Origin of the sequence: Flexivirga alba (assembly GCF_042661025.1) — a bacterium.
GTDB lineage: Bacteria > Actinomycetota > Actinomycetes > Actinomycetales > Dermatophilaceae > Flexivirga > Flexivirga alba.
On record NZ_JBHSWH010000001.1, the window covers coordinates 1402042 to 1416780 of the forward strand.

15 protein-coding genes are annotated in these 14739 nt (G+C 67.2%); 8 read left to right on the forward strand and 7 right to left on the reverse strand.

Annotated elements, in window-relative coordinates:
* The first annotated feature begins 114 nt into the window (after positions 1 to 114).
* Entirely contained in the window at positions 115 to 1008 is an 894-nt protein-coding gene (locus ACFQDH_RS06845; RefSeq protein WP_382399730.1) for a hypothetical protein, read from the forward strand.
* Between the two features lie 19 nt (positions 1009 to 1027).
* On the opposite strand, the gene ACFQDH_RS06850 is transcribed toward ACFQDH_RS06845, so the two are convergent.
* Positions 1028 to 2494, reverse strand: coding sequence for an HNH endonuclease signature motif containing protein (locus ACFQDH_RS06850; RefSeq protein ID WP_382399732.1), 1467 nt, complete (start codon positions 2492 to 2494; stop codon positions 1028 to 1030).
* A 194-nt stretch (positions 2495 to 2688) separates the two neighbouring features.
* Between ACFQDH_RS06850 and ACFQDH_RS06855 the strand changes: the two genes are divergently transcribed.
* Positions 2689 to 3156: an HIT family protein gene (locus ACFQDH_RS06855; RefSeq protein WP_382399734.1), complete on the forward strand. Its 468-nt coding sequence runs from the start codon at positions 2689 to 2691 to the stop codon at positions 3154 to 3156.
* A 75-nt stretch (positions 3157 to 3231) separates the two neighbouring features.
* On the opposite strand, the gene ACFQDH_RS06860 is transcribed toward ACFQDH_RS06855, so the two are convergent.
* A complete protein-coding gene (locus ACFQDH_RS06860) occupies positions 3232 to 3669 on the reverse strand; it encodes a GNAT family N-acetyltransferase (RefSeq protein WP_382399736.1) in 438 nt (145 codons plus the stop codon).
* 64 nt (positions 3670 to 3733) lie between these two features.
* On the opposite strand from ACFQDH_RS06860, the gene ACFQDH_RS06865 reads away from it, so the two are divergent.
* The gene (locus tag ACFQDH_RS06865; protein ID WP_382399738.1) at positions 3734 to 3958 is read left to right on the forward strand and encodes an antitoxin MazE5; all 225 of its coding nucleotides are present in this window, start codon (positions 3734 to 3736) and stop codon (positions 3956 to 3958) included.
* Positions 3959 to 3981: 23 nt separating this feature from the next.
* Here ACFQDH_RS06865 and ACFQDH_RS06870 read toward each other — a convergent pair whose 3' ends face one another.
* The 4 genes from ACFQDH_RS06870 to ACFQDH_RS06885 form a co-directional block, all read right to left on the reverse strand.
* Positions 3982 to 4632: a GNAT family N-acetyltransferase gene (locus ACFQDH_RS06870; protein WP_382399740.1), complete on the reverse strand. Its 651-nt coding sequence runs from the start codon at positions 4630 to 4632 to the stop codon at positions 3982 to 3984.
* Between the two features lie 76 nt (positions 4633 to 4708).
* Positions 4709 to 6490, reverse strand: a complete 1782-nt coding sequence (locus tag ACFQDH_RS06875; RefSeq protein WP_382399742.1) for an MDR family MFS transporter — start codon at positions 6488 to 6490, stop codon at positions 4709 to 4711.
* Between the two features lie 107 nt (positions 6491 to 6597).
* Entirely contained in the window at positions 6598 to 7104 is a 507-nt protein-coding gene (locus ACFQDH_RS06880) for a MarR family winged helix-turn-helix transcriptional regulator (RefSeq protein ID WP_382399744.1), read from the reverse strand.
* Positions 7105 to 7304: 200 nt separating this feature from the next.
* Positions 7305 to 8192, reverse strand: a complete 888-nt coding sequence (locus ACFQDH_RS06885; RefSeq protein ID WP_382399746.1) for a maleylpyruvate isomerase family mycothiol-dependent enzyme — start codon at positions 8190 to 8192, stop codon at positions 7305 to 7307.
* Here ACFQDH_RS06885 and ACFQDH_RS06890 point away from each other — a divergent pair.
* On the forward strand, positions 8183 to 10273 hold the full coding sequence (locus ACFQDH_RS06890) for a bifunctional copper resistance protein CopD/cytochrome c oxidase assembly protein (RefSeq protein ID WP_382399748.1): 2091 nt from the start codon (positions 8183 to 8185) through the stop codon (positions 10271 to 10273). The two genes, ACFQDH_RS06885 and ACFQDH_RS06890, sit on opposite strands and share 10 nt — an antisense overlap.
* A 5-nt stretch (positions 10274 to 10278) precedes the next feature.
* A complete protein-coding gene (locus ACFQDH_RS06895) occupies positions 10279 to 11073 on the forward strand; it encodes a carbon-nitrogen family hydrolase (protein ID WP_382399750.1) in 795 nt (264 codons plus the stop codon).
* On the opposite strand, the gene ACFQDH_RS06900 is transcribed toward ACFQDH_RS06895, so the two are convergent.
* Entirely contained in the window at positions 11074 to 11697 is a 624-nt protein-coding gene (locus ACFQDH_RS06900; protein ID WP_382399752.1) for a LysE family translocator, read from the reverse strand.
* Between the two features lie 131 nt (positions 11698 to 11828).
* On the opposite strand from ACFQDH_RS06900, the gene ACFQDH_RS06905 reads away from it, so the two are divergent.
* The 3 genes from ACFQDH_RS06905 (at position 11829) to egtD (ending at position 14709) form a co-directional block, all read left to right on the forward strand.
* Positions 11829 to 12254 (forward strand): hypothetical protein, encoded by a 426-nt coding sequence (locus ACFQDH_RS06905; protein WP_382399754.1) that lies wholly within the window; start codon positions 11829 to 11831, stop codon positions 12252 to 12254.
* Positions 12255 to 12418: 164 nt separating this feature from the next.
* A complete protein-coding gene (egtB, locus tag ACFQDH_RS06910) occupies positions 12419 to 13726 on the forward strand; it encodes an ergothioneine biosynthesis protein EgtB (protein WP_382399756.1) in 1308 nt (435 codons plus the stop codon).
* A complete protein-coding gene (gene egtD / locus ACFQDH_RS06915) occupies positions 13723 to 14709 on the forward strand; it encodes an L-histidine N(alpha)-methyltransferase (RefSeq protein ID WP_382399758.1) in 987 nt (328 codons plus the stop codon). The genes egtB and egtD overlap by 4 nt, the downstream gene beginning before the upstream one ends.
* Positions 14710 to 14739 lie beyond the last annotated feature (30 nt).

Below are 14739 nucleotides of genomic sequence, written 5' to 3' on the forward strand. Positions count from 1 at the left end.
CTGCGAGTGTGAGATCCGCGCCGTGAACGCGCGCGTTCGCCGTCGCCCGGAGGCGCCGCGTTCTTGACGAATCCTTGAACCACCAGGTGTGAACGTTTACCTACAGTGACGTGGGTGGGTAGCAACGGTGGTGACGATGGCCGGCTGAAGTTCAGCGACGCGCTGCGCTCCGCAATCCGGGCACGCGGTTTGTCGCTGTCCCGGCTCCGGGCACACCTGGCGGACAAAGGTTTTGACGTCGGCATCGCCACGCTCAGCACCTGGCAGAGCGGCGCGCGCGTGCCACGCGATGGGTCGGTCGCCATACTCGATGCGCTCGAGGACGTTCTGGGTGTCCCGTCCGGGTGGCTGGTCGAAAGGCTTGAGCCGGCGCGTCTTTCGGCCGTTCGCCCACGTCGCCCTTTCGCTGTTGTCGATGAATCGGACGCACTGGCCCAGTTGCTCGCACGGCTCGACGGCGCCGCGCACGGTCAACTGCGCACGTCGGGAGTGGTCGAGGAAGTCGTGTTGTCGGCAAGCGGCGCCCTGCGGGTGAAGCACGTGGTCCAGGCCGTGCAGGCGGTGCGTTCGGCGGATCGCCTGGTGATCGTGCACCAGACCGAGTCGGACGGCGACATCGACGAGGTACTGCCGTCGGCGATCGGCGGCTGTCGGGTCGGCCGGGTTGTTCGCGACCGCGACAGAGGAGTGCTCGTCGCCGAGCTGCTCCTCGATCGGCGCCTGGGTGTGGGGGAGTCCGCAGTCCTTCGGTATGACGTCCACGACGCGGCCACCCACGCGACGACCGAGTACTTCCGCTTCCATGAATGGCCGATCACGCATCACACGCTCGAGGTGCGTTTCGACCCAGCGGCGTTGCCGGTGCGGGTGATGGAGTTTCAGCGCAAGACGTCGCATTCTCCGGATCTGGTGCGCCGGGAGATCACCCTGTCGCAGGACCGCCGCGCGCAGGTGGTCGTGCCGGACGCCGAGCCCGGTGTCGTCGGCATCGACTGGCAATGGAGCTGACGCCGACCCCAGCTGATGCTCAGGCAGCTACGGTTTGGTGGCCGGGCATCCGGCCGGGTGTCGGGTCCCAGATGACGCGGTCGGGTCGTACCTCAGCCGTGTAACCCTGCCGGTGCACCGTCTGATGATGTCGGCCGCACAGCATCGCGGAATCCGTCAGGGAGGTTTCGCCGCCGGCCCACCACGGTGTGACGTGGTGGATCTCGCAGAAACCCGGCGGTCGATCACAACCAGGGAAAGAACATCCGCCGTCACGCAGGATGACTGCGACCCGAATTGCTTTGGTGGCCAACCGTTCTCGCCGCCCCACATCCAGGGGTTGACTCGGCCCACCCAACACAACCGGGATCAGGTCCGCGGTGCACGCGAATCGGCGAGCAGCACCCGCATCCAGCACATCACCCGTGCTGGTGGTCGCACCGTGGCCGGCCAACAGTTCCTGCAACCCCATCGTCAACAACACGGTCGCCGCACTCGCCTGAGTGCCGTCCCCGGTCGCTGCCCGGGCACCAGCACCGACCAGGTCCATCAACGCATCCGCCCGACGCTTACCCGGCGACCGCTCATCCCGCACCGGTTCAGAACTGGTGGAAGATTCGGCAGCCTCAACGTCGTCGTCGAGGTTGAGGCCGAATGCCGCACCCGACCCGTGGCTCCGGCCAGCTTCGCCATTCCCGACGGCGCCGTCAGCTCGGGTGGCCGGAGTGGTCTCGTCAGCTGCGTCCCTCGTGTCGGTTTTGTCAGTCGCGGCAGCAGGTTTCGCGGGCCGGGGTGCGGATTTGGCGTTGATTGCTTCTTTGAGGATTGCGGCGTTCGCCGGCGACAACTCCGCGACCAACCGGGTCATCCCCGTCGCAGTGGTGGACCAGGACAAGGATTCGGTGCCTTCCAACGTCTCGTCGTCCTGGGACAGTTTCTCCGGGGCGAACCGATCGATGATCGCCCGCGTCAGCCTCGTCAGCCCGTCACACCCGAGCGAGGGGTCGATCCGTAGGAACCAACTCAGCACCTCGTCACGCTCGGCCGTCGGGATAACCGGGCCGACCTTGTCCGCTTGGAGCAACGCGGTCCGCGCGGACTCCACCGAACACGACCCCTTCAACAATGCCTGGCCGATCACGGTGTTCTTGCGGTGCTGGCACGCATCGGCCACTGACGCCATCACCCGGATCGCCTTGGGTTCCACCGGAACGCCGTCCCTGGCGTGTGATGCCATCCACTGTGCCGTGGTGGCCGCATCGGACTTTGTCACCGCACCCCGGTCTACTGCGTCCGCAGTGACAACGGTGGCTACCTGGGCAGCCCGACCGTGCAACCGCAACAGCGTCGAGACCAACTCGCCTTCCTGGTCCTCGCCGAGTTGGTGCACCGCGCCCGGAACCTCGTCCAACAGTTGCGCGGCGGCCTGTAACGCGGCGAGCACTTCCGGTCCACGACCAGGCTGCGCGATCGGGACGCCATCCAGTATCGAAGAACCGATGCTCATGACGTGAATCCCCTTCCCCTGTAAGCGTTTTCGCCTACCATACTGTACCAAGAACAGAACGCCGCGTACAGTGTTTTTCGTACAGAGTTTCGCGTTCATGGCATCTATCGTGGGTTTCGCGAGTACGTCATTCGGCTGGGTCGCTGTGCGTTGGCGACCGCGCCCGCGCACTTCAGACTGCGAGTCTTGTCGTCGTGGTCCCACCGATCGAGGTCCCGAAGCGATCCTGCGGCTATTGCGATAACTTCGACGGTGTCGTCCCGCCTCACGGCCCACCGGGTGTCGTCCATCACGACGACCGGCTGTACGTGATCCTTGCCCCGTCATCGCTGGGCAAGATGCCCGGGCACACTCTGATCATCCCGACGCGGCATGTAGAGACCTTTCTCGACCTCACCGACGACGAGACGGCCGAAGTCGCCATCATGACGAGGCGAGTCGCTACCGCAGTTCGAAACACCTTTAACCCGAACGGTATCCACGTTCAGCAGCACAACGGTATCGCTGCGTGGCAGACGGTCCCTCACGTTCCTTTCCACGTCATCCCGGTCATGGCAGACGACGACTGGCCGCCTGATCCTGACCACTGGATCGAGGTAACTCCGAGTGGCGAGCGGCAAGCGCAGGCTGCTGCATTGAAAGAGGAATTGAGCAAGCTCTAGCATCCGATCGTCTGAGTCGCATGCCGATCACGAGTCCCCGAATGCGCGCTGCGGTTTGGCTCCCCAGCAGCGCACTTACCGGCGGCGCCGGTACTCCAGTTCGTTGGCGCCCTCCCAGACGCTTCGCGCACGGCCCGAGGCGTGCCACCCGCTCAGCTCGTAGAACCGACGTGCGTGAGTGTTGGCCTCGAGGACCCACAACCGCGTGGTGTTCGTTGCCGTGCCCAGGAGAGCTGTTCCGACGCCTTTGCCGGCTGCTTCGGGTCGGACGTAGAGGGCATCGAGCTCATCGTCCTGCCATGCGACGAATCCGACTGTGTGGTCGTGGCTTTGGGCCAACGCAACTCGACCGGTGTAGGTCGCCCAGCGGGTCTGTGTGTCTTGGCGCGGGAACGGCGAGTCGAAGATGTGTGCGTAGGCCGCGGTGGCGGACTCCTCGTGAATGGCGGCCAGTTCGGCGGCAACCTTCACGTCCACGGTGTCGATCTCGATCACCCTCAGCGCGCCATTCACAGCAGGCGAGACTACGCCGCTATGGGCGTCCAAGTCGTCACCCTCGGCCTCGCCAAATCGTGGCATGGCTCGCCTATGGATCAGCACCACGGTGGATGCCGACCTGCTCGAGGGTGCCCGCAACGTGACCGGGAGCAGGGATGCGGCACTCCTGGACGAAGCCCTCGCCGCCTTGCTCGCTCGTCACCGCTCAGCCGAACTGGACGCCAACTACGGCACGTATGGCGAACACCCGCTCACCAAGCCGGACGAATGGGGAGACCCGGACTCCCGCGACGCTGCGTGGTGAGCCTCGATTCAGTCGAGAGTGGCTCAAGTTCGGACGCGTGAGATCTGCGCCGCGCTCGCAGTCGCGGTCGACTGTTCCGAGTGAGCCTGTCTGCCGAGCCGGTGACGAACCACCCTGCGGCGCAGCGTAGGAGATGCCACCACCTCGTAACCGGCGTCGAGGAAGACGTGCAGCAGACCGACCGACGCCTCATCCCAGATCACGGTCTTCCCAGGCGGTGGCTCGGTGGGGTAGCCCTCCAGAACGCGGGCACCGACCTGCCTGCCGTATTCGACGGTGGCCGCGGCCAATTCGTACATCAGGCCCTGTCGGCGGAAGCCCTTGCGGACGACGAAGCAGGTGACCGACCAGACGCCGACGAGCTCGGGGTCCATCCGCATCCACGACTTCCGCCGGCTCCACACCCGGGGGTAGTTCTCCCGCGGCTCGACCGCGACCCACCCGACCGGCTCGCCGTCGAGGTATCCGATCAGGCCGGAGGTAGGCCCGGCGGTGCCGCAACCGGTCTGCTCCAGCAGGCTGGCGTCCCGCTGCTCCTGGGTCGTGTCCCGCCAGATCCAGCCGGGCGCCTTCAGCGCCTGGCAACGACACCTGCGCGCGCCGCCGGTGTCGAAGACCGCCTCGACGGCTTCGGTCGTTGCCTCGTTGGCCGGTCGCCAGGTGAACTCGGGCACACTGCAGGGTAGTCCGATCGGACAACACTGAAGGGCGCCCGGCAGGATGCCGGACGCCCTTCGTCATACGAACTGATCAGTCCGCGCTGTGCCGCGGAGGCAGTGACTCGTCCACACCGTCTGCGGGGTTGTCACCGTCGGACTCGTGGCGCCCGGAGCCGCCGGCAGTCACGCCGACCGACTCCCGCTGCGGCGCGACCGCCGCTCCTGCCGCTGAGGCTTCCGACGCTGCGGCCGCACTGGCCGACTGGGCGCGCAACTCGACCGGCGGCATCAGCAGCAGCACCAGGAAGCCGACGAACATCACGATCGCCGCGCACAGGAAGATCAGGTCCATCGAGTCGGCGAAGCCGACCTTGAACGGATGCGCGATGTTGGCCGGCACGTGCTGCAGGATGTTGGAGTCGTCCTGCACCTGCGCAGCGACCGTGCCGAGCACCTTCTGGTTGGCCGGCGTCGCCAGCGACGGGTCGGCCTTGACGGCCGCACCGAGTGCACCCTTGATCTTGTCGCCGACCGTGCTGAACAGGATCGACAGGAAGATCGCGACACCGAGCGTGCCACCGGTCTGCCGGAAGAACGTCGCGGCCGCGGTGGCCACACCGATCTCGCGCGGTGGCACGGCGTTCTGCACGATCAGCGTCAGCGGCTGCATACAGTTACCCAGCCCGAAACCGGTGATGAACATGAAGACCATCACGAGTCCGAGGCTGGAGTCGGCGGAGACATTGAGCCACAAGAGCAGCAGACCGATGGTGGCCAAAGCCGTTCCGAGGATCGGGAATCCGCGGATCTTGCCGGTCTTGGCCGTGATCAGACCGGAGATGATCGCGGCCAGCATCAGACCACCGACCATGGGCAGCATCATCAGCCCTGAGGTCATCGGCGAGGCGCCGTGCACGATCTGCATGTAGAGCGGCAGGACGGTGATACCACCGAACATGCCGATGCCGACGATCACGCTGGCGACGATGGTGACGGACGCCGCGCGCAGCCGGAAGATGCGCAGCGGGATCAGCGCGTCGTTGCCCATCGAGTGCTCGATCCAGAGGAACGCCCCGACGCCGATGAGCGTGATCGCGAAGCAGATCAGCGAGGTGGCCGACGTCCAACCCCAGCCGCGACCTTGCTCGGCGACGGTCAGCAGTGGCACCAGCGCGACGACGAGTGCGGCGGCGCCCCACCAGTCGATGCGCGCCTCGCGCCGCACGTGCGGCAGGTGCAGCGTCGCGGAGACCACGAAGAACGCGAGGATGCCGATCGGCACGTTCACCAGGAAGACCCAACGCCATCCGGTAACACCCAGGAAGGAGTTCGTCTCGGCGAGGAAGCCACCGACGACCGGTCCCAGCACCGAGGAGGTGCCGAAGGTCGCCATGAAGTAACCGGTGTACTTCGCGCGCTCACGCGGCGGCACCAGGTCGCCGATGATCGCCAGCGTCAGCGTCATCAGACCACCCGCGCCGATGCCCTGGAAGGCACGGAACGCAGCAAGTTCGTACATCGAGGTGGCGAACGAACACATCGCCGAGCCGAGAACGAAGACGGCGATGGCGAAGATGAAGAGCTTCTTGCGGCCGTAGAGATCGCCGAGCTTGCCGTAGATCGGTGTCGTGATCGTCGAGGTGATCAGGTATGCCGTGGTGACCCAGGCCTGGACCGACAGACCGTGCAGGTCGTCGGCGATGGTTCGGATCGCGGTGCTGACGATCGTCTGGTCGAGCGCGGCGAGGAACATGCCGAGCAGCAGGCCGGACAGGATCGTCAGGATCTGCCGGTGCGAGTATTCACCGTTCGTCGGCGCCGCAGCGGCTGCTTTGGGGTGCTCATGCTGCCTCCCTACGTCGGGCGCCAGCATTCAACCTGTGCCTGTCTGGGCGCTCGCTCCGCTCGCTCATGCTGCCTCCCTCCTACGTCGGGCGCCAGCATTCAACCTGTGCCTGTCTGGGCGCTCGCTCCGCTCGCTCATGAAGCATCCTTTCGAGTTGCTGGTGGAAATTCGGGTAGGTCCGCCCCCTGGGCGCGGGCCTGGTCGAGCTCGACGCTGAGCTGACCGATGAATTCGTGCAGGTGGCGCGTGAAGTCCCGCGCCTTGGCGTCGTCCCAGTCGACGAGCAGCTGCTGGATCCAACGGCCGCGGCCGTCCTGCAGACGCTGGATGAGCGCTTCGCCCTCCTCGGTCAGCGCTACCCGTTGGGCCCGACCGTCGTCGGGGTCGGAGACCTTGGCGGCCAGCCCGTGGGAGACCAGATTGCTGACCTGGCGGCTCACCGTGGAGACATCGGAGTGCACTCTGTCCGCCAGCGCCGACACGCGCGCCGGGCCGCGCCCCAGGGCGAAGAACACCGGGTATGACGACGGCTCGAGCCCGCTGTGCACGCGCGGGGAGTGATGGCGGATCGCCTCGATCTTCTTGACCAGTTGGATCAGCTCGGTCGACAGCTCCATCGCAACGGCGTGCTCGACGGGCATGCAGATTCCTCGTTGCTCGGTAAGGGGTTTCGGGTGCCGGACGCGGTCCAGGCCGATCCGGGCCGCGCCGATGTGACGCAGACAACTTGCTTGCGGCATACAACTATATGCATCGAATGCCGATGAATCAAGTCGAGGACCACCCGTGCCTCAGGGGCCGGAGTTCCCGTGAAGTTCCGGGGGCGCGGGCGGTGCGCCGATCAGGGTGTGATGGTGAGTGCGTCGAGCACGCGCGCGGCGATGTCCTCGTCGCCCTCGACGGCGTAGCGCAGGTCCGCGGCCGCGACTCGCCCTGCGCCGCGGCGGGTCAGTGCCTCGGTGGTGAGCCGGATCGTGGTCATTGAACCGGGCGGCACGACGATGAGTTCGCCTGTGCTGTCATCGGTTTCGTCGACGTGCGCCTGACCGGAGAAGAGCGGTTCGCCGCGCAGCGAGCCATCCGAGGTCCGGGTGATGCGCACGCCCTCGCGGGCCAGGACGGGTCCCGTGCACTCGATGATCACCGAGGTGCCCGGCTCGAGACCGGCCCGAGCGGCACGTCGAGGGAGCGCGTTCAGCACGGCGGCGACGAATGCCGCGGCGGCGGTTGAGTCGAGGTTGCCGGGCCGGTCCAGCGCCTCGCGCAAGTCCTGCTCGTGACACCAGATGTCGATGATGCGCCGCGGCAGCTGTTCGCCGAGGGTGCCATGGCCGCCCAGCAGGTCCGGCACCTCGCTGTCCAGTGTCAGCTCCGGATCCCTCAGCGCTCGCAACCGGCGCGGCAGGACGTGGGCCAACTCCTGCACGACCTCGTGCCCTGTCCGGGACCGGCGCGCCTCCACCGCCTGCTCCATGAACCGACCGGTGTCGTGGCGCAGCCAAGGATGGTCGGGGACCGTGACGTCATCCGACGGTCCGCCCGCGAGCACCGACTCAAGTCCCACGACGTGCGAGATCTGGTCCTTGACCGTCCAACCCGGGCACTGGGTGGGCAGGTCGAAATCGTCCGGCCGGCATGTGATTCCGAGCTCGAGCACCGCCTGGGTGGTCTCGGCATACGCCGTGACCATCTCGTCGAGGCCTTCGGGCGGGATCGGTCGTGTCGACATACCCCGAGAGTAAACGGTTCCTGCCCGTGCACCGAGGGAAAGACCTCCAAGGTGCCGATCTAGGCTTTCCGGGTGACAGGTCAGACCACGAACCGCCCCGTATCGCGCGCCGGAGCACTCGCCGCGACGATTCTGGCCGGCCTGATCGCCTGCGCGGTGGCGCTGCAGTTCACCGGAGCCGCCAAGAAGCTGGAGCTCATCGACGCCGGCGCGCTCGTGCGCTGGGGGCTGCCGCTGTCGACGACTCTCTTCCAGCTGGGTATGGCGCTGACCATCGGCCTGTTGCTGCTCGGTGGGCTGCTGATGCCCGAGGGGAGAAGACCGCCCGCCGCATCCGGGTCAGCCGGTATGCCGCCTGGTCCGCCCTCGCATGGGCGATCTGCGGGGCGATCAGCGGGGTTTTCAACTACGCCGACGTCTCGGGCACCCACGTCGGATCCAGTGGCTTCTGGTCGTCCGCGTGGCAGTCGACCTGGCAACTGGAGTTGCTGCGAGCCCCGGCCATCACTTCGCTCATCGGGCTGGGCATCGCGGCGGTCTGCTTCGTCGGCGCCGGTCGAGCCATCCAGGCGGGCCTCTTCTTCGTCGCGATCGCCGGGCTGTGGCCGCTCGCGCTGGTCGGCCACGCCGCCGGCAGCAATGACCACGACGCCGCGGTCAACTCGCTCATCTTCCATCTGCTCGGAGTCGCCGTGTGGGTCGGCGGGTTGCTCGCCGTACTCCTGATGTGGTCGCGGCTCGGCAAGGGTGCCCCGGACGTCGTGGCGCGCTTCTCCACCGTGGCCACCTGGTGCATCGCGATGGTCGGCCTGTCCGGCGCTCTCAACGCGTGGATCCGCCTGGGCGGGTTCGGTGGGATCGGCTCGAAGTATGGCGTCGTCGTCCTCGCCAAGATCGCCGCGCTGCTGGGACTCGGCGTGCTCGGCTGGTTCCAACGGCAGAAGGTCATTGCCCGGCTGCGTGCCGACCGGGCGTCGAAGCCGGGCCGGGCGGCGTTCGCCCGGCTGGCCGGCATCGAGGTCCTCGTGATGGGTGTCGCGATCGGGCTCGGTGTCGCACTGTCACGCTCGCAACCGCCGGTGTCCGGGGAGTCGCCGCTCAACACCTCGGACATCGCCTTCTCGCTCACCGACTATCCGACACCGTCGCCGCTGGAGACCAGCAGCTGGTTCCTCGCCTGGCGGGTGGAGTGGCTCTTCACCGCCGTCGCCGTCATCGCGCTGGGCGTCTACCTGCACTGGGTATGGCGCCTGCACCGCCGCGGTGACAAGTGGCCGATCGCCCGCACGGTCTGGTGGGTCTGCGGCTGGGCGGCGTTCGTCTACTTCACCGATGCCGCGCCGGCGATCTACGGGCACGTGATGTTCTCGATGCACATGCTGATGCACATGGGCGTGTCGATGTTCGTGCCGATCTGCCTGGTGCGCGGCGGGGTCGTGACGTTGGCGATGCGTGCACTGCCGAAGCGGCACGACGGCACGCTCGGCCCTCGGGAGCTGATCCTCGCCGTCGTGCACTCTCGCGTCTTCGCGTTCTTCGCCAACCCGATCATCGCGGCCGTGCTGTCCTTCGGCACGCTGATCGCGTTCTACTACTCACCGCTGTTCTATCTGGCGCTGACCACGCACACCGGGCACGTGCTGATGGTGGCCCACTTCACGCTCATCGGCTACGTCTACGCATATGCGATGGTCGGCATCGATCCAGGGCCGAAGCGCTGGGCGCCGCCGATCCGGCTGCTGATCCTGTTGGTGGCCATCGCTTTTCACGCCTTCTTCGGCGTGGCGATGATGACCGGCACCACGCTGCTCGCGCCCGATCTCTTCACGGTCCTGCACCTGTCGTGGGTCCCCAATGTGTTGGTCGACCAACAACGGGCCGGCACCGTCGCGTGGGGTGCCGGTGAGTTCCCGACCTTGATGATGGCGATGCTCATCGCGATGGAGTGGTATCGCAGCGATCGTGCCGAGGGCGAGCGCGCCGAGCGGCAGGCCGAGCGGGACGGTGACGCGGAGCTCAATGCCTACAACGACTACCTCGCCTCCCGCGCCCGGGTCGAGTCGACTCACGAAAAGGACTGAGGACTATGCGGATTGCGGCCATCCAGCTGGCGTATGGCGACGACGAGTCGCTCGAGGAGCGCACGTCTCGAGTGTGCGATCTGGTGCGGGCCGAGGCGGGGGCGGACCTTGTTGTCCTGCCGGAGCTGTGGTCGGCCGGCGGCTTCTCCTACCGCGACTGGCCGGCGCGGTCACAGGACGTCAGCGGATCGGTGGTGTCTTCTTTGGCCGGGGCCGCCCGGGAAGCCGGTGTGTGGCTGCACGGCGGATCGATCGCGGAGCACCCTGACTCGGGGGAGACCGGGCCGGAGGGCAAGTCGCTGTGGAACACCTCCGTGCTCTTAGCGCCGAACGGCTCGATCGCGGGGACCTACCGCAAGATCCACCGGTTCGGTTTCGCCGGTGGTGAGCCGAAGCTGATGGAAGCCGGCACCGATGTCGTCGTGCGGGACGCCGCTGGGCTGCGGGCGGGGCTGTCGACCTGCTACGACTTGCGCTTTCCCGAGCTCTACCGTGCCCAACTGGACCAGGGTGCAACGGCTTTCGTCATACCAGCTGCTTGGCCGGAGGCTCGCGCCGACGCGTGGAGTCTGCTGCTGCGTGCACGGGCTGTCGAGGACCAATGTCTGGTGATCGGCTGCAACACCGCGGGCACGCACGCCGGCACCGCCATGGGTGGGCGCAGCGCGGTCATCGCGGCCAGTGGCGAGGTGCTCGCGGAAGCGGGCGCGGATGAGGAGATCCTGCGCGTGGATGTCGACCCGGCGTCCGTGCGGGAGTTTCGCGAAGCGTTCCCCGTGCTGCGCGACCGCCGCCTGTAGTCAGCTCTCGACGACGAGCGCGCTCGCGAAGCCGAGCATGACGACTCCGGTCGCGCCCTCGATGCTGCGGCGCACCGTGATGCGCTGCAGCACCCGCGTGGCGATCCCGGCCACCGCGACCAGCGCGACGAGCACGACGCAACCGACGGCGGCCAGCGTCATCGCATAGGTCAACAGCGTTGCCACGCTTGCGTGTTCGCCGACGAACTGCGGCAGCACCGCGATGTTGAAAGCGAGCACTTTCGGGTTGGTGATGTTGCACAGGAAGCCCTGCCGGGCAGCGGACCACGGACTACGGCGCAGCGTCGGCACGGTGTCGGTCGGTGCATCAGCGTTGCGCATCCGCCAGGCCGCGCGGATCGCCAGGAAGCCCAGATAGGCGAGGTATGCCGCGCCCGCCCACTTGATGATCCGGAAGACCGTCTCGGCATGCACCAGGATCGCGCCGAGACCTGAGGCGGCCAGCACGCCTTGGACGATGTTCGCGATCAGGATGCCGACGACCGTCCAGGCACCTCGTCGCCGGCCACCTACGAGGGTGCTGCGCAGGGTCAGCAGCGAGTCGGGACCGGGTGCGATCGCCAGGAGGATGGCGAGCGCCACGAAGGACAGGTACTGCGTCATACGGAAAATGGTAGAACCGTGCGCTACGCACGGGCGAGTCTCATCCAGGATGTGGCGGACCCATTCGGAACGAAGCCACGGCGCCCGTCGTCAGTATCCTGCCGTGTGCCGCACAACATGAGGGGAAGCCGATGAAGGCCGTCACACCGACCGGTGAGAAGTACCGAGTACGCCGCAAGTGGCTGCCGTGGCGCCGCAAGGCGAAGGCCAAGGACATCGATTGGCTGGACGGCATCACCGACATCGGCGACGATCCGATCAGCATGATCATCCTGGGCATCGTGCTGGTGCCGCTGATCGTGATCCTGATGATCTTCCTGGGCGAGTTCCTGCTGCTGTTGCTGATCTTCCCGGTGGTGATGATCGCCCGGTCGATCTTCGGCAAGCCGTGGACGATCGAGGTGACGCGCAAGCGCACGCTCGTCACCGCCGAGAAGGTCAAGGGCTGGAGCGGCTCCCGTGAGCGGATCCGGGAGATCGGCAAACTGATCGAGGCCGGCGCGGTGCCGCAAATCGCCCCGCATGTGCCGTCGCCGTCGCCGGCGAGAGACCGGTAGACCGGAGCGACATACCGCGTTCGCCATCGGCAGGCCGCCTACCGGTCACTCTCTTCTCGGCCGGTTGTCGGATGTGGCGCCTAGGCTGATTCGAGTCAGCCCGGCCCGGCGCGCCCGCACTCGGCGGCCGCCGTCGACGACCGGCTGGGCCGGAGGTGTCCGACGTGACCACTCTTTCCGCTCCCACGCACAGTCCCACTGACAGCCGGACCGTGGACGCGCTCCTGTCGCGGTATGACGAGGTGCGGTCCTACACCGAGGTCCTCTCGGCTCCGCTGTCGCCCGAGGACCAGACGGTGCAATCGATGGCCGACGTCTCGCCGACCAAGTGGCATCGAGCGCACGTCACCTGGTTTTTCGAGACGTTCGTGCTGGCCGAGCAGGAGCGCAACTTCGCGCCATACCAGGACAAATACTGGTTCCTGTTCAACAGTTACTACGAAGCGGTCGGGCCGCGTTACGCGCGCGCCGAGCGCGGGCACATCAGCCGGCCCGGTGCGCACGACGTCGGCACCTATCGCGGCAACGTGGACGCGCGCATGCGCGACCTGATCGACACGCTCGACCCGGGTGCGCTGGAGCAGCTCGCGTCGACGATCGAGCTGGGCTTCAACCACGAGCAGCAGCACCAGGAGTTGCTGCTGATGGACATCAAGCACGTCCTGTCGGCCAACCCGCTGCAGCCGGCGTATGCCGGGACGCCCGCGCCGATCTGCGATCCCGACCGGCTCGGCTGGGTCGATGTGGAGGGCGGGCTCGTCGAGGTCGGCCACGAGGGTGGCGGGTTCTGCTTCGACAACGAGCTGCCGCCGCACCGCGTCTATCTGGAGCCCTACCGCCTCGGCGATCGGCTGATCACCAACGGCGAATGGCTCGAATTCATGGCTGACGGCGGCTACGACCGGGCCGGACTGTGGCTGTCCGACGGCTGGGGGCGGGTGCAGCGGGAAGGCTGGCAGGCGCCGTTCTACTGGCAGCAGCTCGACGGGATCTGGTTCGAGCACACGTTGCACGGCACCTTCCCGGTCAACCCCGGCGTGCCGGTGACCCACCTGAGTCATTACGAAGCCGACGCGTTCGCCTCCTGGGCGGGCAAGCGGCTGCCGACGGAGCAGGAGTGGGAGCACGCGGCGCGCACGCTGCTCGGCGAGCCCAACGACAGCGCCAATCTCGCCGACTCGCAGACCTTCCACGCACGCCCCGCGCCGCCGGCCTCCGGCGGCCTGCGACAGATGTATGGCGACTGCTGGGAGTGGACCTCGTCGGCATACCTCGCCTACCCGGGTTTCCATCCGGCCGAGGGCGCCATCGGCGAATACAACGGAAAGTTCATGTCCGGCCAGATGGTGCTGCGCGGTGGTTGTGCGCTGACGCCGCCGGGGCACGCGCGGGCGTCATACCGCAACTTCTTCCCGGCGGGCGCGCGCTGGCCGATGACCGGGTTGCGGCTGGCCGAAGGAGCTGCGAAATGAGCGCGACGCCGGACCCGATCGTCTCCGTGCTGCTCGACCCGGACCGAGCCGGTGACAGCCTGATCGATGACGTACGCCGGGGCCTCGGCAGTCATCCGCGCACGCTCTCGCCCAAGTGGCTGTATGACGACCGCGGTTCGGAGCTTTTCGACCAGATCACCAAGCTGCCGGAGTACTACCCGTTCGCGGCGGAGCACGAGATCTTGTCCGAGCACGCCGACGAGATCGCCGCGGCGAGCGGGGCGAGCACCGTGATCGAGTTGGGCAGCGGCACCAGCGAGAAGAGCCGGATCCTGCTGGACGCCTTCACCGCGACCGGCCGGTTGCGGCGCTTCACCCCGGTCGACGTGTCAGAGGCGACGCTGCGTCAGGCGACCGAGACGCTCGTGGAGCGCTATCCCGCCTTGCAGGTCGAAGCGGTCGTCGGCGATTTCACGCTGCACCTGGCGCAGCTTCCCCAGGGCGACCGACGCACGATCGCCTTCCTCGGCAGCACGATCGGCAACTTCTACCGCGAGGAGCGCGCGGCGTTCCTGGGAGCGCTGAGCGACGTCCTGGTCGCGGGCGATTCGCTGTTGCTCGGTGTCGACCTGGTCAAGAGCGCGGACCGGCTGGTCGCGGCATACCACGACTCCGACGGTGTCACCGAGGCTTTCGTCCGCAACGTGCTGCGTGTGCTCAACCGCGAGTTGCACGGCGAGATCGACGCCGACGGGTTCTCCTATGTGCCGTTCTGGGACCCCCAGATGGAGCGGATGGACCTGCGGTTGCGCGCCGACATGCCACAACGCGTGCGGCTGCCTGCCGCCGATCTCGACTTCACGCTCGCCAGTGGCGAGGAGGTGCGCGTGGAGATCTCGACGAAGTTCCGGGTCAGCGGGATCTGCGGTGAGCTGGAGGATGTCGGCCTCTCGGTGCGGCAGGTATGGACGGATCGGGCGGGTGACTTCGCGGTGTTGCTGGCGATGAAGCCGACCGGCTGATCGCTCCGTCCGCGTCCGCGGGACCATGGA

Bases quoted from the DNA above. Each gene is read 5' to 3' on its own strand.
- ACFQDH_RS06850 (WP_382399732.1), bottom strand. From the start codon at position 2,494: ATGAGCATCGGTTCTTCGATACTGGATGGCGTCCCGATCGCGCAGCCT.
- ACFQDH_RS06865 (WP_382399738.1), top strand. From the start codon at position 3,734: ATGGCTCGCCTATGGATCAGCACCACGGTGGATGCCGACCTGCTCGAG.
- ACFQDH_RS06875 (WP_382399742.1), bottom strand. From the start codon at position 6,490: ATGCTGGCGCCCGACGTAGGGAGGCAGCATGAGCACCCCAAAGCAGCC.
- ACFQDH_RS06880 (WP_382399744.1), bottom strand. From the start codon at position 7,104: ATGCCCGTCGAGCACGCCGTTGCGATGGAGCTGTCGACCGAGCTGATC.
- ACFQDH_RS06885 (WP_382399746.1), bottom strand. From the start codon at position 8,192: ATGTCGACACGACCGATCCCGCCCGAAGGCCTCGACGAGATGGTCACG.
- ACFQDH_RS06895 (WP_382399750.1), top strand. From the start codon at position 10,279: ATGCGGATTGCGGCCATCCAGCTGGCGTATGGCGACGACGAGTCGCTC.
- ACFQDH_RS06900 (WP_382399752.1), bottom strand. From the start codon at position 11,697: ATGACGCAGTACCTGTCCTTCGTGGCGCTCGCCATCCTCCTGGCGATC.
- ACFQDH_RS06905 (WP_382399754.1), top strand. From the start codon at position 11,829: ATGAAGGCCGTCACACCGACCGGTGAGAAGTACCGAGTACGCCGCAAG.
- egtD (WP_382399758.1), top strand. From the start codon at position 13,723: ATGAGCGCGACGCCGGACCCGATCGTCTCCGTGCTGCTCGACCCGGAC.